General features: G+C 32.4%; 19 protein-coding genes and 1 other annotated feature. All 19 genes read right to left on the bottom strand.

Going from position 1 to position 19,718, the window contains the following annotated elements; genetic code table 11:
- Positions 1–11: 11 nt before the first annotated feature.
- On the bottom strand, positions 12–1,274 hold the full coding sequence (hisS, locus tag P7F85_RS05910) for a histidine--tRNA ligase (protein WP_002467521.1): 1,263 nt from the start codon (positions 1,272–1,274) through the stop codon (positions 12–14).
- A 381-nt stretch (positions 1,275–1,655) separates the two neighbouring features.
- Complete coding sequence (locus P7F85_RS05905; protein ID WP_002467524.1) at positions 1,656–2,531, bottom strand: N-acetylmuramoyl-L-alanine amidase; 876 nt, start codon at positions 2,529–2,531, stop codon at positions 1,656–1,658.
- Positions 2,528–2,980 (bottom strand): D-aminoacyl-tRNA deacylase, encoded by a 453-nt coding sequence (dtd, locus tag P7F85_RS05900; RefSeq protein ID WP_002467513.1) that lies wholly within the window; start codon positions 2,978–2,980, stop codon positions 2,528–2,530. The genes P7F85_RS05905 and dtd overlap by 4 nt, the downstream gene beginning before the upstream one ends.
- A 22-nt stretch (positions 2,981–3,002) precedes the next feature.
- Complete coding sequence (locus P7F85_RS05895; RefSeq protein ID WP_002467515.1) at positions 3,003–5,192, bottom strand: RelA/SpoT family protein; 2,190 nt, start codon at positions 5,190–5,192, stop codon at positions 3,003–3,005.
- Positions 5,193–5,619: 427 nt separating this feature from the next.
- Positions 5,620–6,138: an adenine phosphoribosyltransferase gene (locus P7F85_RS05890; protein ID WP_447158577.1), complete on the bottom strand. Its 519-nt coding sequence runs from the start codon at positions 6,136–6,138 to the stop codon at positions 5,620–5,622.
- A gap of 14 nt (positions 6,139–6,152) precedes the next feature.
- Positions 6,153–8,435, bottom strand: a complete 2,283-nt coding sequence (recJ, locus tag P7F85_RS05885) for a single-stranded-DNA-specific exonuclease RecJ (RefSeq protein WP_015364936.1) — start codon at positions 8,433–8,435, stop codon at positions 6,153–6,155.
- 121 nt (positions 8,436–8,556) lie between these two features.
- Entirely contained in the window at positions 8,557–10,836 is a 2,280-nt protein-coding gene (secDF, locus tag P7F85_RS05880) for a protein translocase subunit SecDF (RefSeq protein ID WP_046464399.1), read from the bottom strand.
- A 338-nt stretch (positions 10,837–11,174) separates the two neighbouring features.
- Entirely contained in the window at positions 11,175–11,435 is a 261-nt protein-coding gene (yajC, locus tag P7F85_RS05875; protein ID WP_002451803.1) for a preprotein translocase subunit YajC, read from the bottom strand.
- A gap of 15 nt (positions 11,436–11,450) precedes the next feature.
- Complete coding sequence (tgt, locus tag P7F85_RS05870; protein ID WP_002451802.1) at positions 11,451–12,590, bottom strand: tRNA guanosine(34) transglycosylase Tgt; 1,140 nt, start codon at positions 12,588–12,590, stop codon at positions 11,451–11,453.
- Between the two features lie 21 nt (positions 12,591–12,611).
- Positions 12,612–13,637, bottom strand: a complete 1,026-nt coding sequence (gene queA, locus P7F85_RS05865; protein ID WP_002467507.1) for a tRNA preQ1(34) S-adenosylmethionine ribosyltransferase-isomerase QueA — start codon at positions 13,635–13,637, stop codon at positions 12,612–12,614.
- Between the two features lies 1 nt (position 13,638).
- The gene (gene ruvB, locus P7F85_RS05860) at positions 13,639–14,643 is read right to left on the bottom strand and encodes a Holliday junction branch migration DNA helicase RuvB (protein ID WP_002467511.1); all 1,005 of its coding nucleotides are present in this window, start codon (positions 14,641–14,643) and stop codon (positions 13,639–13,641) included.
- A 33-nt stretch (positions 14,644–14,676) separates the two neighbouring features.
- On the bottom strand, positions 14,677–15,279 hold the full coding sequence (gene ruvA / locus P7F85_RS05855) for a Holliday junction branch migration protein RuvA (RefSeq protein ID WP_002467509.1): 603 nt from the start codon (positions 15,277–15,279) through the stop codon (positions 14,677–14,679).
- Positions 15,280–15,295: 16 nt separating this feature from the next.
- Complete coding sequence (locus P7F85_RS05850) at positions 15,296–15,751, bottom strand: ACT domain-containing protein (RefSeq protein ID WP_002467506.1); 456 nt, start codon at positions 15,749–15,751, stop codon at positions 15,296–15,298.
- Positions 15,752–15,762: 11 nt separating this feature from the next.
- Positions 15,763–17,055 carry a GTPase ObgE gene (gene obgE, locus P7F85_RS05845; RefSeq protein WP_015364933.1) on the bottom strand — a complete coding sequence of 431 codons (1,293 nt, stop codon included), beginning with the start codon at positions 17,053–17,055 and terminating at the stop codon, positions 15,763–15,765.
- 201 nt (positions 17,056–17,256) lie between these two features.
- Positions 17,257–17,541, bottom strand: a complete 285-nt coding sequence (gene rpmA / locus P7F85_RS05840; RefSeq protein ID WP_002451796.1) for a 50S ribosomal protein L27 — start codon at positions 17,539–17,541, stop codon at positions 17,257–17,259.
- Between the two features lie 11 nt (positions 17,542–17,552).
- On the bottom strand, positions 17,553–17,873 hold the full coding sequence (locus P7F85_RS05835) for a ribosomal-processing cysteine protease Prp (RefSeq protein ID WP_002466559.1): 321 nt from the start codon (positions 17,871–17,873) through the stop codon (positions 17,553–17,555).
- A 2-nt stretch (positions 17,874–17,875) separates the two neighbouring features.
- Complete coding sequence (gene rplU / locus P7F85_RS05830; RefSeq protein ID WP_015364931.1) at positions 17,876–18,184, bottom strand: 50S ribosomal protein L21; 309 nt, start codon at positions 18,182–18,184, stop codon at positions 17,876–17,878.
- A gap of 12 nt (positions 18,185–18,196) precedes the next feature.
- Positions 18,197–18,309: a sequence feature (ribosomal protein L21 leader region), on the bottom strand.
- Between the two features lie 33 nt (positions 18,310–18,342).
- The gene (gene mreD, locus P7F85_RS05825; RefSeq protein WP_002466557.1) at positions 18,343–18,864 is read right to left on the bottom strand and encodes a rod shape-determining protein MreD; all 522 of its coding nucleotides are present in this window, start codon (positions 18,862–18,864) and stop codon (positions 18,343–18,345) included.
- Positions 18,864–19,706 (bottom strand): rod shape-determining protein MreC, encoded by an 843-nt coding sequence (gene mreC / locus P7F85_RS05820; protein ID WP_015364930.1) that lies wholly within the window; start codon positions 19,704–19,706, stop codon positions 18,864–18,866. Before mreC ends, mreD begins: the two co-directional genes overlap by 1 nt.
- Positions 19,707–19,718 lie beyond the last annotated feature (12 nt).

Raw genomic sequence — 19,718 nt, 5'->3', positions numbered from 1 at the left:
AAACTTCCTCTCTATTTGTGAAAATAATCAACTATTTGATCTAATTGAATTGATTCAGATTCACCAGTTTCCATATTTTTAATATCAATTTGATTGTTTTCTAATTCTTGATCACCAATTACGATTGTATAGTTTGCATTTAGACGATCTGCTTGTTTCATTTGACCTTTAATTTTTCTATTAAGATAATCTTTATCAGCTTTTACGCCATTTTTACGTAATTCGTTAAGTAATTTAACTGCATAACGATCCGCTTTTTCTCCCATAGTAACGATAAATAGGTCAAAGTCATTTTTAATATCTAATTCAATACCTTCTTCTTCTAAAGCTAACAATAATCTTTCGATACTTAATGCAAAACCGATACCTGTTTGGCTAGGTCCATCTAACAGTTCAAGTAGACCATTATAACGACCACCACCACACAAGGTTGTTATTGCACCATCGTAATTTGGATTATCCATCATTAATTCAAATGCAGTATGTGTGTAATAATCTAATCCACGAACAAGATTAGGATCTTCTACATATGGAATTTCTAAATCATCTAAATGTTGTTTTACTTGTTCGTAGTATGCTTTAGAATCTTCGTTTAAGAAGTCCGTAATACGTGGTGCATTTTTGACAGCTTCTTTGTCTCTATCGACTTTACAATCTAAAATTCTCATCGGATTAGTGTGTAGTCTAGACTGACAATCTTGGCAGAAATTATCAATCACTGGTTCAAAGTGTTTAACCAATGCTTTATTGTATTCTTTACGAGAATCACTATCTCCAATACTATTAATCACTAATTTTAAGTGTTTTAGCCCAAATGATTGATAGATATGCATTACCATCGCTAATATTTCAGCATCAATGCTTGGGTTTTCAGAACCAATAGCTTCAACACCAAATTGATTAAATTGACGATATCTACCTTTTTGTTTACGTTCATATCTAAACATTGGCCCATTATAATATAACTTTACTGGTTGATTTGGATTTCCCTGCATTTTATGTTCGATATAAGATCGAACTACACTAGCAGTACCCTCTGGTCTTAATGTCAGACTACGATCGCCTTTATCCTTAAATGTATACATTTCCTTTTGAACTACATCTGTAGAATCACCAACACCTCTAGCAAAAAGTTCAGTACTCTCAAAGATAGGTGTTCGTATTTCTTGATAATTGTAAATTTCCATTAATTGATCTAATTTATTTTCAATGTAACGCCACTTGATTGAATCTTCTGGTAATATATCTTGCGTTCCTCTTGGAATTTTTATCATATTTTATCTCCTTTACTAATACTCAAGGCTTTTCATCTCTTTTTCATTTTAAAAATGTGAATAAAAAAGCCCTTGCATAGCATTAAATACTATACAAGGGACGAAAATCCGTGTTGCCACCCTAATTGATTTGGACATAATTAACGTCACAAATCCACTCAAAACGTTTAACGTACGTTAGCCGGCTTTACTTTTGAATAAAGCACCTCTTCTTGTGTTCAAAGTAATAAACTACTCAGCGTAATCTTTCAGCCTCATGGATTACATTTCTACGTATATTAAAATATACTACCTCTTTCATTTATTCTTTCAAGAATACAATCGGTTTACTATTTATAATTCAATTATAATGATAACGAGTTTTCATTTGATTTGCAAGTTCTATGATGAGAAATATTGTTTTAAGCCATCAACGATAGCTTCCTCCACAACTTGTCTATGTAGTTGGTCTCGTACCATTCCTTCATCTGTTGGATTACTAATATAACCAAGTTCTAATAATACTGCTGGTATATTCGTTTGTCTCAAGACTTGATAATTTTGTTGTCTGGCTTCTTTATTTGTTAGGAGGGATTTCTTTTGGATGCTACTGCTAAGCGTTTGTGCTAATGCTTCTTGATTATCTTGTAACCAATACACAGTTACACCATTCGCATTTGGGGAATCTAGTGAGTCATTATGTATGCTTATAAAAGCGTCTCCTTTGATATTCCTATCATCCAAAGACACATATGTATCATTAGAACGCGTCATTTTAACATGAGCACCTTCTTTTTCAAGTAAAGTCTTTAACTCTTTAGCAGTTTTTAATGTATATACTTTTTCTAAACTCTTTGAGGACGTATTACTTGAAGCACCCTGATCACGTCCACCGTGACCAGGATCAAGTACAATTGTTTTACCTTTTAAAGGAGCGGATTTCTTAGAATTCTCAGCATGGATATTTAAGTTTGTGTGCCAACCAGCAACCCAACCTTTTTCATCTCCAGCTTTATTCTTTACTTCGATCCACTTACCAGATTTATCAATCTTCTCGAAAGTATCTCCCTTTTCAATCTTATAAATAACAGGATAAGCTGCATTAGGTCCAGTTCTCAACTCTGCGTTTTCTGTTATCGTGATTGTACCATTATCTTCATCATTATAATTTAAAAACATAAATAATAATATGAGAAATAGTACGAAACAAATAACTACGATCAATGTAAGTCGATTCATAAGACCATGTTTGGTTAACCATGTATTTACTTTATTCATATCATTTTGCCATCCTGACTCTCATAAATGATTGTTACAGGACCATCATTATGAATGTCTACATTCATATGTGTACCAAATTCACCTGTTTTAACATTCAAACCATATGATCGAAGTGCTTCGTTAAACGATTCATATAATTCATCTGCTGCCTCAGGTGGCATTGAATCAGAAAAACCAGGGCGATTACCTTTTTTTACATCGGCGTACAATGTAAATTGAGAAATTGATAATATTTCTCCTTCAATTTGTTGAATATTATAGTTCAATTTGTCATTTTCGTCTTCAAATAATCTTGCATTCGCGATTTTTTTAGCTACTGCTTGTACATCAGCTTCTGTAGAATTTTTACCGACACCTACTAGTAAACAATAGCCTTTTTGAATAGCATTGTGAATGTTGTTATTTGAAACAGAAGCTTCTGAAACTCTTTGTACAACTACTCTCATTTTTCTTTGCACCTCTTAAGTTCTAGTTCCAAACTCTTGTAACAGTATATACATCACCTAACTGTTTGATTTTTTCAACTACACGGTATACATCGTTTACATTTTTTACCATGACACTAATATTAATGACAGCATTTTTATCGATATCGGATCGACCTGATACTTTAATTAGACTTCCTGCTGTTGAATTTACAGCTTGTAGGACTTCATTTAATAGTCCATTACGATCATATGCAGTGACTTCTAAATCGACTTGATAACGTTGTGTTGAGTCTTTAGATTTCACCCATTCAACCGATATTAAGCGTTCTGTCTCATTTTTTATATTAGGACAATCGGTTCTATGTACTTTTATACCATGACCTTTGGTGATATAACCTACAATATCATCACCAGGTATAGGATTACAACATTTTGATAGTTTAATCAGTACATTTTCTAAACCTTCTACGTATACACCACTATCAGTAATAATATCTTCTTTGATTGGAACTGATTTTGTCACTTCCTGTGCTTCATTTAAAGCCTTTTGCTTATCCAAAATTCTTTGACGCTCTGTTAACTTATTAACGATTTGAATAGCCGTAACACCACCGAAACCAACAGCAGCATATAAATCATCTTCATTAGCAAAATGATATTTTTCATTCACTACATCGATATTTTTTTCGGTAAGAATATCGTCAACTCTAAAACCTTGCTCTTTAATTTCAGCTTCAACCATAAATTTACCTTTTTCAATATTTGAAGATCGATCTTGCTTTTTAAAGAAACTTTTAATTTTACTTTTCGCACTAGATGATTTAACGATTTTTAACCAATCTCTACTTGGTCCGTATGAATGTTTACTTGTTCTTATTTCAATGATATCACCGGTTTGTAATATATAGTCAATAGGCACTATTTTCCCGTTGACTTTAGCCCCTATCATTTTATTACCTACTTCACTATGGATAGCATATGCAAAATCAATAGGTACAGCACCATACGGTAACTCTATGACATCACTCGCTGGTGTAAATGCATATACTTTATCACTTTGTAAATCGTATTTGAGTGATTCCATAAATTCTTGTGCATCTGAGGACGTATGATCTGTTTCAGCTAAGTCTTTTAACCAATTTAATTTATTTTGGAAATCTTGTGTTTTTTCGTTTACAGTTTTGCCTTCTTTATAAGCCCAGTGCGCAGCTACACCATGTTCTGCAATTTCATGCATTTCATACGTACGTATTTGAATTTCAAGTGGATCCCCATTTGGACCTACAACTGTTGTATGGAGAGATTGATACATATTTTGTTTCGGCATTGCAATATAGTCTTTAAAACGACCTGGCATCGGTTTCCATAATGTATGTACCAAACCTAATATCGCATAACAATCATTGATTGTATTAACGATGATTCGGATAGCAAGTAAATCAAATATTTGATCAAACTGCTTTTTTTGTTTCATCATTTTTCTATAAATACTATAGATGTGTTTAGGTCGACCATTTATTTCGCCAACAATATTCATTTTATCCATTTCAGTTTCTATCTGGCCAATAGCATTGTCAATATAAGCTTCACGTTCACTTCTCTTTTTCTTCATCAAATTAACAATACGGAAATATTGCACACTATCAATATATCTTAAAGCCGTGTCTTCTAATTCCCATTTTATAGTATTGATACCAAGTCTATGTGCTAAAGGTGCATATATTTCTAACGTTTCTTTAGAAATACGTATTTGTTTCTCTCTTGGCATAGCTTTTAATGTTCTCATATTATGTAATCGGTCAGCTAATTTAACTAAAATAACACGGACATCTTTAGCAATAGCTATAAATAATTTACGATGATTTTCAGCTTGTTGTTCTTCTTTCGAACGATATTTTACTTTTTTAAGTTTAGTAACACCGTCTACGATTCTTGCTACTTCCTCGTTAAACATATTTTTAACATCATCAAATGTATATGCTGTATCTTCTATGACATCATGTAAAAAGCCTGCAACGATTGTGGGTCCGTCTAAACGCATCTCAGTTAGAATTCCAGCTACTTGAATTGGATGCATGATATATGGCAAACCATTCTTCCTAAATTGTCCTTGGTGAGCTTCATATGCAATATGATAACTCTTTAAAACATATTGATATTCACTTTCACTTAAATAGGACTTTGCTTTGTAAAGTACCTCGTCAGCACTATAAGGATACTCGTTGTTCAATATATGACACCCCACTCATTGATTATAATTACACGTTTTAATTTATTTACTTCCGTTATGTATTACACCCATTATTTTAGAAGGTTTATAGACACTTATTAGCATTTTATTAGCTTATACACCCTGTATTATTACAAAATTGATAGATGTTTCAATGTGAAATCAATTTTAATTGTATATAGTTTATCAAATTTTAATGTCTCTGATAAGCTAACATTGATGAATTAAAATTAAATATTAGTTACATGATACTACAATTTTTGGAATAAATAAATGAATCACAATTAGATTGTAACTCTATCAATACTATTTTTTTGTAAATAAAAACTAGTTCTCTATTTAAACTGTATTAACAACATTATTGTTAATTAGTTTTGAGAACTAGCTCATCATGACTTATTTTTATTAGTTAATTTGGTTTTGAAAATTATTCATCATAAGAAATTAAACTCATCACATCATAGTCTTTTATCTTTTCAATTCCATTTAAATATTTCAATTCAATAATAAAAGCAATGCCTACAACGATACCGCCTAACTTTTCAACGAGTTTAATTGCCGCTTCAATTGTCCCACCTGTCGCTAATAAATCGTCCGTAATTAAAACACGTTGACCAGGTTTAATAGCATCTTTATGCATTGTTAAAACATTAGTGCCATATTCTAAATTATATTCGTATCTAATAACTTCACGAGGTAATTTACCTTCTTTACGTACAGGTGCGAACCCTATGCCCATAGAATAAGCTACTGGGCAACCAATAATAAATCCTCGTGCTTCTGGTCCTACAACTACGTCAACATCTTTTTCTCTTGCATATTCAACAATTTGGTCTGTAGCATAGCCGTATGCTTCAGCATTGTCCATAATTGTAGTGATATCTTTAAAGCTAACCCCTGGTTTTGGCCAGTCTTGTACCTCAGAAACATATTGTTTTAAATCCATCTTATTATTTCCTCCTAATTACTATATCCCAATTGAGTTTTAATCCATAATTTTAAATGATTGAAATCATCATATAATAAAAGCTTTTCGACCTCTATTCTAGACAATCTAGCCTGATACAATTGACTTGTTTCAATATCTTGTTTACTTGGTTGACTCGCAATCGTTATTATACCATCATCTTCGTTAATAAATCCTAATTCTAAAAATACTTTTAGCATAAATTTTAATGAATTCGCTTTAATATTGAGAAAGTCACACAACATCATACCTTCAGTTGCTAAATTCGTTTCCTTTTTATTAATTAATGCTTTATAACATTGTTTAAATAAACTGATACTTGGCATACCTTCAAAATAAATAGACATTTTATGTTGAAATACAAGATAAATTTGAGATATTTGTGTTTGTTGTAATGTACTTTTTAATTCATCAAGTGTATTCGGTAAATCTCTAAATACTATTTTATCATATTCAACAGGTATAACTTCTCCATAGTAGAACTCATTGTCATTTGATTTATGAACTTTTGAATGAATGACAAAAGCTGTTGATTGATCATTATTTAAGAAATTTGTGTTCTTACTTTTACTTCGATAATCTAATATTTGCATTGTATCCATAGCTATATCTTGAACAATGAACTGCGGCGTTTGATTACCATTCCATTCATTGATTTGCAAGTTACCTATTAAGTTTACCGTTTGACCGTTATCTAATTGTGTTGCATATGCACCATTTTGCCAAAATAAAGCTGGTAAAGTAGAATCACCTAACGTCATCTTCAAATGATTTTGTTCTTTACCTATGGCCTTTAATGAATTAATAGTCATATTTTGAATTTCAAATAATGGTGAATTAAAATCTGTGCCAAATGGTCTTAATTTCTGAATGTCTTTAATATTTTTGATCGTAATATCGGATTCATCCAATAACACATCTATTTTTTTACTAGGTTCAAGTGAGGTCGTTTCACTTAGTCTTGCCATCCATTCATTTAATCCATCTCGTAATGCCTCTACATTATCAATATCCATAGTCATTCCAGCTGCCATATGGTGTCCACCGAATTTACTAATTAAATCTTGATGTGCATTTAAAATTTCAAACATAGAAACTTGTTCAATTGATCTAGCAGAACCTTTGGCATGATTCTGTTCATAATCAATATTTAAAATTAATGTTGGTAAACTATATGTCTCTACTATTTTCGAAGCTACAATCCCTAATACGCCTTCATGCCAATCTTCTTTGGCTAATAGTAGAAATTGATGTCCTTGAGAAACATAATTCTCAGCCATTGCCAATGCTTCTTCAGTAATTTGAGCTACGATATCTTTACGCTCTTGGTTGAAATGCTCAACCTGTTCTGCTAAAAATTCAGCTTCATCTTCGCTATCAGACATTAATAATTCAGCAGCTAAAGAGGCATCTTCCAAGCGTCCAACTGCATTTAATCTAGGGCCTATAATAAAACCTATTGTTTCTTCGGTAATTTCATCGTTATAACTAGCTTGATTTAGTAAAGCTTTAACGGGTACTGGACAACTATCATTCATAACTTTTAAACCATGTTGTACAATCGAACGATTTTCATCAGTTAAAGATACTAAATCTGCAATCGTTCCTATAGCTGCATATGCTTTAAAATAATTAGGCACATTTTCTAATAATGCTTGTGCTAATTTATAGGCTACACCAGCACCACACAAATATTTAAAAGGATAATCAAATTCTGGATGCATTGGGTGTACGATTGCATACGCTTCAGGTAATGTTCTGCCTATTTCGTGGTGATCAGTGACGATGACATCTACACCTAAATCTTGAGCCATTTTAATTTCAGCATGCCCTTGTATGCCATTATCCACAGTAATGATTAATGAAACCCCTTCATCATATGCATTTTGAAAGGCCAATTCGTTTGGTCCATAACCTTCTGTAAAACGGTTCGGGATATACCATCCAACTTGGGCTCCTAATTTTTGTAATGTATGTACTAATATTGTCGTTGATGTCACACCATCAGCATCATAATCGCCATAAACTAAAATACGCTCGTTTTTATCAATTGCCTGATTTATACGTTCTATTGCTTTATCAATGTCGCTAAGTAAAGAACTATCATGATTAATATCTACGCCATTTAAAGTACGTTGTATATCTTCTTCTTCAATAATATTTTTACTTTCTAATATCTTTTTGATAATAGGAGATAATTTTAAACGTTGTGCAATACTATCAGATATATATTCAGTTGGGTTATTCAAATTCCAATTATATTTAGATTTAATCATAAGTAACCTTCCTCATTTCCAAATGCCATTATATCGAAAATCGAAAAAAATAAAAAGGTTGAGCACTTTGCTGCAAAATCTTTTAAAGACATTACAACATCAATGCTCAACCTTTAGGTTATTAAACTACGATTTTTTCGTCATTTGATTTTTTCTCTTTAAATACAACTAATTTGTGATTAGATGATTTTTTCAATTGACGTTTCTTCATAATTCCCCATAATGGGACGGCTATAAAGATTGAAGAGAACACGCCTGAAATTAAACCGATTAATAAAGCTAATGAGAAGTTGAAGATTGTTGGTGCCCCAAATAATAGAATTGCAACAACAACGACAACAACTGTTAAAACTGTATTAATAGAACGTGTCATTGTTTGTCTAATTGATCTGTTAACGATGTCATCAATTTGTTCAGTTGATGTAATCACTTTTATCTTATGCAAGTTTTCCCGAACTCGGTCAAATGTAACGATGGTATCGTTAATAGAATAACCAACAATAGTTAAGATAGCAGCGATAAACGTTAAATCAACTTCTAATCGAAGTAAACTGAACACAGCGACTATAATGAATACGTCGTGTAATAAAGCTAAGACAGAGGATAATCCCATTCTCCATTCGAAACGTAATGATACATAGATAATAATACCCAGCGCTGCATATACTAACGCAAGCATTGCGTTTTTAGCTAATTCTTGTCCAATTAATGGTGAAACTGTATTAATTTGTGGTGAGTTACCAAATTCAGATTTCATTTTATCACTTAATTGATTATCTTTAGCTTGTGATAAATCTTGTTTAAACTGAACAGTAGCATTTTTATTACCTGAACCATTTATTTGAATTTGATCTGGTTCTAATCCAACATCTTTCACTACTTTTTCAACTTTAGATTGAGAAAGTGATTCTTTAGATTGTAAGTCTACTCGCGTACCAGCAGAGAAATCTATACCTAAATTCAATTTGAAAATGTAAAGAATAACTAGTCCTACTACTACAATCAAAATACTTAATGAAATTAACGGCTTAGCTAGTTTAACGAAATTCCATTTTTCAAATGATGTTTTTAAGTCATGGACATCTTTACCTTCACTAATATCATGTCTATCTGATTTTTTAACACCAAATAACCAATATTTTTTCTTAAATAAATTGGAATAAACTAATAATGATAATAGTAATCTAGATAAGAACACTGCAGTTACAAATATCATTAAAATACCTAATAACAACATTGTTGCGAAACCTTTTACTGAACTTTCACCAAAGAAGAACAGTACTGCAGCAGCAATCACGGTTGTTAAGTTAGAGTCAAAGATAGTTAAGAAAGAACTTTTATTGGCTTTAGAATATGCCTGTTTAAGTGTCCTACCAATTCTCAACTCATCTTTAATCCGTTCATACATAATAATATTGGCATCTACTGCCATACCTACACCTAACACTAAGGCAGCTAAACCAGGTAGTGTAAGTACACCTGAAATAAAGTTAAAGGCTACAAGTGTTAGATATATATATGTTGTTAATGCAATGATGGCTACAAGTCCTGGTAATCTGTAGAAACCTAACATAAATAGATAGATTACTGCTACACCTAAAACTGATGCAAAGATTGTTTTATCAAGTGCATCTTGACCAAATTCAGCACCAACTGAGTTTGAATAAATTTCTTTAAGATCTACTGGTAAAGAACCTGCGTTTAATAATTCAGCAATTTGTTTTGCTTTTTTAACGCCTTCTTGACCATGGAATCCACCAGAAATTTCTACGCTATCTGAATTGATTGGTTGATCAACATTTGCCGCAGATACAAACTTAGGATCTTTCTTGTCGGTTTCTTTCTTATAGCTGTCGCCTTTTTTGAAATCTAACCAAACGACCATAACATTATTTTGCTTTTTAGATATTTCTTCAGTTACTTTTTTAAATTTATTTTTATCTTTTACTTTAAATGTAACTGTAGGATCATTCGTATTCTGTTTAAATTCTTGTTTCGCTGATCCTTGTTTAATATCAGCACCACTTAATTTAACTTTGTCATCCGCATCACGAATGGTTAAATTAGCTTGTGATGATAAAATCTTTCTTGCCTCTTTCTGATCTTTCACACCAGCAAGTTGAACCCTAATTCTATTTGGATCTTCAACTTGGATTTTAGGTTCAGAAACACCTAAAACGTTAACACGATTTTCTAGTGTTTGCGCTGTAGATTGCAACGCATTTTTATCAATTTTGTCACCTTTATGTAACGGATCAACTTGATAAAGCACTTCGAATCCACCCTGTAAATCAAGGCCTAAGTTAACATTCTTAATCACATTCTTATATGTAAGACCCATACCTGCGAACAGAAGGATCACCAGTAGTAAGAATGCAATCAATCTACTACTTTTCTTCACATGAACACCTCATTATTTACTTATGATACTAGAATACTCGATTAATCCTTATATTTGCAAGTCGGAGTCAAATGAATAACTCCTATGACCTATCTATATTAACATACTACACTTTATAGTGAAATTATTGATAACTTTTTCAATTAAATTAATACAAAACTATAACAAAAATACTGATACTAAGTCATCACTAGCATTATTTAATTACTGGAAACAATTCTCAATTTGATAAAGAAGAATATATTTTAACTTAAAGTTATCTAGTCACGTTTATTTAGCTACAGGTAAATATAATTGAAGCCTGAGACAATAATGCCTCAGGCTTCAATAACATACTACTATGAAGGGTCTACTTGTTTAATAGCTGGTTTTTCAAAAGTCATTTCTGTGCCGTGACCATTAACAGTAACAACTACTGTTGTTTCATCAACTGCTTTAACTGTACCTTTAATACCACCAATTGTAGTGATTTTTTGACCAGCTTCTACACGACTAATCATTTCACGATGCTCTTTGGCACGTTTTTGTTGTGGTCTAATTAAGAAGAAATACATTAGAACCAACAATAAGATCGGTAATATCAATGATGTAAATTGCATGTTACATTCTCCTCTTTAAAAGTTTTTAGGGTTATCTACATTTAATCCATACTGTTCGAAGAATTCAGCTTTAAAGTCTAAAAGTCTATCTTCTCGAATGGCTTGTCTAATATCTTCCATTAATTTTAGCAGAAAATGTAAATTATGAATAGTAGTAAGACGGATACCAAAGGTTTCTTCTGCTTTGATCAAGTGTCTAATGTATGCTCTAGAATAATTTTTACATGTATAGCAATCACAATTTTCATCTAATGGTCTTAAATCATCCGCAAACTTGGCATTTTTGATTACTAAACGTCCATTAGAAGTCATACATGTACCATTTCTAGCAATACGAGTAGGTAATACACAATCAAACATATCCATGCCTCGGATACTACATTCGATTAATGCATCGGGAGATCCGACACCCATTAAATATCTAGGTTTATCTTTCGGCATAAATTGTTCAGTATGTTCAACCATTTCGTACATTACAGGTTTAGGCTCTCCTACTGAAAGTCCACCAATTGCATATCCAGGAAAATCTAACTCAACAAGCTCTTTCGCACTTTGTTCACGTAAATCTTTATATTCGCCACCTTGAATAATGCCAAACAACGCTTGATCTTCAGGACGGGCATGCGCTTTTAAACATCTTTCTGCCCAACGAGTTGTTCTCTCAATTGAATCTTTGACATACTTATATTCAGATGGCATAGGTGGACATTCATCAAATGCCATCATAATGTCTGAACCTAAATCATTTTGTATTTCCATTGATTTCTCTGGACTTAAAAATAATTTTGAACCATTCGTATGATGTCTAAATTCGACACCTTCTTCTGAGATTTTACGTAGATTACTTAAACTAAATACTTGAAATCCTCCAGAATCGGTTAGAATGGGTCCGTTCCAATTCATGAATTTATGCAGTCCCCCAGCGTGTTTGATAATATCATTTCCAGGTTGCAACCACAAATGATATGTATTTCCCAAAATGATCTTAGCCTCAATCTGACGCAATTCTTCAGGACTCATTGTTTTAACAGTTGCTTTAGTTCCAACCGGCATAAACATTGGTGTTTCAAACGAACCATGTGGTGTATGTACAATTCCTAAACGTGCACCTGATTGTTTACAAGTTTTAATATGTTCATATGTTACTGCAGGCATATTTATAATCCTCACATTCTTTTATATAATTAACATTGCATCTCCAAAACTAAAGAATCTATACTCCATTTCAACAGCTTTTTGATATGCATTTAAAATATATTCTCTGCTACTAAACGCTGACACTAACATTACTAACGTTGACTTAGGAAGATGGAAGTTAGTAATCAAGCCATCGATAGCTTTATATTCAAAACCTGGATAGATAAAGATATCTGTCCAACCACTTTTTTCAACAAATTCCGAATGATCTCTGCGTATTGTCTCTAGTGTTCTGGTTGATGTCGTACCTACTGAAATAATTCGATGACCATTTTTTCTTGTCTTATTTAATAAATCTGCAGTTTCTTGCATCATTTGATAATATTCACTATGCATCTCATGATCATCAATATTATCTACACTTACTGGTCTAAATGTACCAAGACCAACATGTAATGTAATAAAAGCGATATTCACGCCTTTAGCTTTAATTGACTCTAGAAGTTCATCTGTAAAATGTAGTCCTGCAGTTGGTGCTGCAGCAGATCCACTTTCTTTAGCATAAACAGTTTGATAACGATCAGGATCGTCTAATCTTTCTTTAATATATGGTGGTAATGGCATCTCACCTAGTTCATCAAGTCGTTCTTGGAGTATACCCTCATAGTGCAAGCGCATAATTCTACCGCCTTGATCTAACTCCTCAATACATTCAGCGATTATTTTTCCATCACCGAAGTTCAATTGATTTCCAACTTTAATACGTTTAGCCGGCTTTAACAATACTTCCCAGTCATTACCTTCAATTTGAGTTAACATAAGCATCTCAACTTTAGCGCCAGTTTCTTCTTTTAATCCAAAAAGTCTTGCTGGCATTACTCTAGTATCGTTTAAAACTAACGTATCACCAGGATTAAAATAATTAATAACATCTTTAAAATGTAGATGTTCCATATTTCCATTTTTTCTATTTAATACTAACAATCTACTTTGGTCTCTATTTTTTAAAGGTGTTTGCGCGATTAGAGATTCAGGTAAATCATAGTCAAAATCTTCAATATTCAACTTACTCCCTCATTTCATTAGAATTGCCAAAATGTTCATGCGCTAACGGTGTCGCTTTTCTTCCTCGAGGTGTACGTTCTAAGAAACCTTTTTGAATCAAGAAAGGTTCATAAACGTCTTCAATAGTTACACGTTCTTCACCAATTGACACGGCAATGGTATCAAGTCCAACAGGACCACCTTTATATTGATTCAATATACAATTCATCATCTTATGATCAATATAATCTAAACCATAATCGTCTACTTGTAATAGTTTTAATGCGCGCTTCGTAGTTTCAATATAAATTTGATCATCTTCATTAACTTGTTGAAAGTCTCTCACTCTTTTTAATAAACGATTCGCTACACGTGGCGTTCCTCTAGAACGTTTTGCTAATTCTATAGCACTTTCTTCATCTATACCAGTTCCTAGTACTTCCGCAGTTCTTATAATAATTTCTTTTAAATCTGCTTCATTATAATATTCCAATCGTAAGTGGACGCCAAATCGATCTCTTAAAGGGCCAGTTAAACTGCCTGCTCGTGTTGTAGCACCAACAAGTGTAAAAGGTGGTAAATCAATACGAATACTTCGTGCTTCATCACCTTTACCTATAATAATATCTAAGAAAAAATCTTCCATCGCAGGATATAATACTTCTTCAACAACACTACTTAAACGATGTATTTCATCAATGAACAATACATCTCCTGGTTGTAATCCAGATAAAATTGCTGCTAAATCTCCAGGACGTTCTAATGAAGGTCCAGATACTGTTCTAATATTAACGTCCATTTCATTGGCTATAATATTAGATAATGTTGTTTTACCTAACCCTGGGGGACCATATAAGAGAACGTGATCTAAAGGTTCTTCTCTCAGTTTAGCTGCTTTAATGAATACTTCTAAATTACTTTTAATAGAAGATTGACCGATATACTGCTTTAATTTAGTAGGTCGTAAAGATAATTCGAAGTCAGATTCTTCATTATGTGCAGATTGATCGACCATTCTTTCATCCATAATATCTCCCCCTTTCATTTTGATGTTAGGTTATTATGACACTAATGTTTGTAATCCGATTTTAACAGCTTCATCCACTGATTCCATATTGGATTGTTTTAGAACCTTTTCAACTTTAGATAACTCACGTTTTGAATAACCTAATGCTTCTAAAGCTAACATCGCTTCCTTAATCATAGATTCATTGGCATTTGATTCATTCATAACATTTAAAAGTGTGTCAGTATTTTCTTCCGTAATTTGAACTTTGCCTTTTAAATCTAGTACTATTTGTCGTGCAGTTTTCTTACCGATACCTGGGAATTTAGTTAGATATGCATCGTTTTCATTCTCAATGGCTTGTTTTACTTCATTTGGTGTACTTGTTGCAAGTATAGCCAATGCTGACTTTGGTCCTATTCCCGTAACTTTAATTAAACTTAAAAACATATCTTTTTCTTCTTCATTAATAAAACCATAAAGTAGTTGTGCATCTTCTCTAACAATTAATGATGTAAATATTTGAACTTCTTTATCCAAATATTTTTGAAAACGATATGAATTAGGTGTCTGAATTTCGTATCCAACACCATTAACGTCTACCACGACGTGTGTAGGAAACAATTGTGTTAGCTTACCTTTAATATACGCGTACATTTTAGCACATCCTCATTTACATACTCATGCTTATTAACTCTACTTTAGACACATGTTCAATTTCTCTTAAGGCAATTACTACATCATCTATCATTAAATCAGAAGATGAAGCATTTAACGATAAGGTAATCGTTGCTTTATCATTCATCGGTACACTTTGATGTATTGTAAGTACAGATAAATGTAATTGAGAAATTGTATTTAATACTTGAGCCAACATACCTACAATATCATTGACATATAGAATTAAAGTGAATTCACGATGGTCTAATAATTTTTCATCTACAGGAAATATAGTTTCTCTATATTTATAAAAAGCGCTTCTTGACAAGCCGTATTGTTTTACGGCCTCATAGATGGACAACTCAGAATTATTTTTTAATGCATCTTTTATTTTTAATGTTTTAATTACAGATTCAGGTAAAACATCTTCACGTATAAGATAAAACTTCTTATATTCTTTATTGTCCATCTTTCACACTCCTATTCTATAAATTCGAATTCTCCACCAAGAATTCTTACGATATCTCCGTTGCTACAGCCTCTAGCTCTTAAGGCATCATCAATACCCATTGAACGCATTTGTCTTGCGAAACGACGTACCGCTGGATCACTATTAAAGTCTGTCATCTTGAATGTTCTTTCGATTGCATTACCACTCACAACATATGCACCATCATCATCTCTTGTAATTGTGAATGTATCTTGAGATGGTGTGTGTTTGTATACAACACGGTTAACACCAACATTTTCATCTTCTTCAACAGAGAAATCAATGTCTTTTACTTTTTCAAGTTGATCAGCAATTGTATATAATAATTGATCAATATTATCTCTTGACACTGCAGATAACGGAATAATAATATGGTCGTCACCGATTTCTTCCTTGAATAATTCTAAATTCTCTTCTGCATCTGGCATATCCATTTTATTTGCTACTATAATTTGTGGTCGATCTTCTAAACGTTGCTTATATGCCACTAATTCTTTATTAATGACGTGATAATCATCGATAGGATCACGCCCTTCTGAACCACTCATATCAATCATATGTACAATTACTTTTGTACGTTCAACATGTCGTAAAAATTGATGGCCTAAACCTACGCCGTCTGATGCACCTTCAATTAAACCTGGTAAGTCAGCCATAACAAAACTTCTATTATCGGGTGTAGAAACTACTCCTAAATTTGGTTTGATTGTTGTAAAATGATACGCTCCAATTTTAGGTTTAGCTTTAGAAACGATTGATAATAAAGTTGATTTACCTACACTAGGAAAACCTACTAAACCTACATCCGCTAATAATTTTAATTCAAGTGTGACATCGATTTCTTCACCTGGCTCACCATTTTCACTGAAGTCTGGTGCAGGGTTTCTAGGTGTCGCAAAACGTGAGTTACCACGACCTCCACGACCACCTTTTGCTACTATAGCGCGTTGACCATCTTCAACTAAGTCTGCAAGGACTTCTTCAGTTTCAACACTTTTAACAATTGTGCCGGGTGGTACTTTTAATACTAAGTCTTCTGCATTTCTTCCATGCATGTTACTACTTTGCCCATTTTCTCCTTTTTTAGCTTTAAAGTGCGTTTGATATCTAAAATCTAATAATGTACGTAGACCTTCATCTACTTCAAATATTACTGATGCACCTTTACCACCATCGCCACCAGCTGGTCCACCGAATGGTACATATTTTTCTCTTCTGTATGCGGTAATACCATTACCACCATCTCCTGCTTTAAGAGATATTTTCACTTGATCGACAAACATATATCTCACCTCTTTTACTCATTTTTGTATTCATGATCTGTTTAATTATATCATTAAGTCCATTTGTAGAAAAATTTTAATTCTTAAATTGAATCTTAAGGTATCTACTTGATTCAATCTGATAATTTGTTTCCTTTAGAATAAGATTTTAAACAAAAGAAAACACCAGAAGCCTTCACTTCTGGTGTTAACTAGACAAAATTATTCAGCTACTGCATATACAGAAACTTGTTTTTTGTCGCGACCTTTGCGTTCAAATTTAACAACGCCGTCGATTTTAGCGAATAATGTATCATCGCCACCACGACCTACATTTTCACCAGGGTAAATTTTAGTACCACGTTGGCGATAAAGAATTGAACCACCTGTTACGTATTGACCGTCAGCACGTTTAGCACCTAAACGTTTAGATTCAGAGTCACGTCCGTTTTTTGTAGAACTTACCCCTTTTTTAGATGCGAAGAACTGTAAGTTTAATTTTAACATCGGGATACACCTCACTTATAATTTAATCTGATATTTTCATTATATTCTTCTTCAATAGTTTGTAAAGATACAAGCATTGCTTTAAGAATTAATTGAGCTTCATCGTTATTTGTATCAACACTTCTTATATGAAAATGACCGCCGTCATCACTATAATCGATATCCGGTTTTTCTGACGTCAATCCCATAATTGCATTAACACTACCAAATAATACGGCTGAGGCACCAGCACAGACTATGTCATGACCATATTCACCGTGATTAGCATGACCATCCATAACGACATCTGTTACTTTGCCTTCATCATTAACTGTAATATCAACAGTAATCATTATTACACGTTAATTTTATCGATAGTTAATTTTGTATATGGTTGACGATGGCCTTTTTTACGTTTAGAGTCCTTACGACGTTTGTATGTGAATACAGTGATTTTTTTACCACGACCGTTTTTATTAACAGTTGCAGTAACAGTAGCACCTTCAACTGTTGGCGCACCAACTTTAACTGAATCTCCACCTACAAATAATACTTTATCAAATGTGAAAGAATCACCTTCGTTTACGTCTAATTTTTCAACGTAAATTTCTTGTCCTTCTTCTACTTTGATTTGTTTTCCACCTGTTTCAATAATAGCAAACATACTTTGCACCTCCTATATTATAAGTCACGCCATATATAGGTGACATATCGGCATTTTAATTAAAATTATCATTAATTAAAATACAATTTGTACTTTGACCTATGTTTGAGCGGTTGTATGTAGCCTGAAACTACTCAACTACTGCATCTTACCATTACTTATATCCTACTGTCAATCTTGATTTGTATTTTCCTCAAAAATTTTAACATGATAGGATATAGAATTGTTAATAGGATTATATTGAGGATAAACGTTGGTAATAATCTAAGTAATAAGAACTCTAACAGATTAAATTGTATAAATCCAATTAATCCATAAATTAATGCCACGTATATTTCTATTAAGAGAGTACTTACCAAAATAATAATAAATATCATGACTTTATCCTTATAGAATATTTTAAAAAATCTATCCATAACCACTACAGCTAATATATAACCAAACATGTACAGACCATAAATACTTCCAAAATATAAATCAGTTATTAAACCAAAAAATATTGCTAATATTAAAGCCACACCAAAACTGCGATAAATGGTTAAAATTAATAAATACATTAAAGTTAAGTGTGGTACAAAAATGACATCAATTTTACCGAAGTGCATAGGAATGACTAAACCAATAATAGTATCAATATAAAAAAGTAGAATACCAATCAAGAAATAATATATTCCTCGCATTAGTTATCCCCGCTTTCATCTTTAGGAAGTGAAGCAGCGTCTCGCTTAGCAACATATACATGATTTAAATCTGATAAATCTGCACCTGTTTTCACTCTTACTTCCTTAGCTAAACCATATTGATCATTCTCTACACTTGTCACTTCACCTATGTATAAACTGCTTGGAAGTTGATCTGCTAAACCACTCGTTACAACTTTATCGCCTTTGGAAATACTATCTTTATTATTGATATCGCTAATAACTAATTCTTCATTTTTCGCATCATAATGATCTATTAATCCAAATACATTTTTAGATTTATGCTGTATATTAACTGATAATTTACCTGCTCTTGTATTCGTAGAAATTAAATCCACTTGTGAAGAAAATTGATTTACTTTAGTAGTTCTTCCAATTAATCCTTCAGATGTCATGACAGCCATATTATTTTTGATACCAGCTTTAGAACCTTTATCAATGACTATAGTATTCATCCATTGGTCTGGATTTCTTGCTATAACAGTAGTAGAAATCGGATCATATTTAGATATATCTTTCATATCTAATTCCTTTTTATACTTCTTGTTTTCAGCCTCTAATCGTTGATTTTTAGCTTCTAATTGTTTGACTTTGTTTTTAGTTTCTTTCGATTCACCCATATTAAAAATATTACCAATTGCTCCAGTAACAAAATTTACAGGATAACTCATCACTCGTTGACCAAATGAAACAGAATCTCCTACATATTGCTCGGGAGGTGATTGAGATTGAGAGCGAATAGACAAACCAATTAATGCAATAAAAACAATAATTGCACATAAAACAACAATGAGTTTGTTATTTTTGAAAAATTTAAGCACCCAGAACACCTC

Source organism: Staphylococcus sp. aM (genome assembly GCF_052975125.1).
This window is presented reverse-complemented; position numbering and strand designations above follow the sequence as displayed.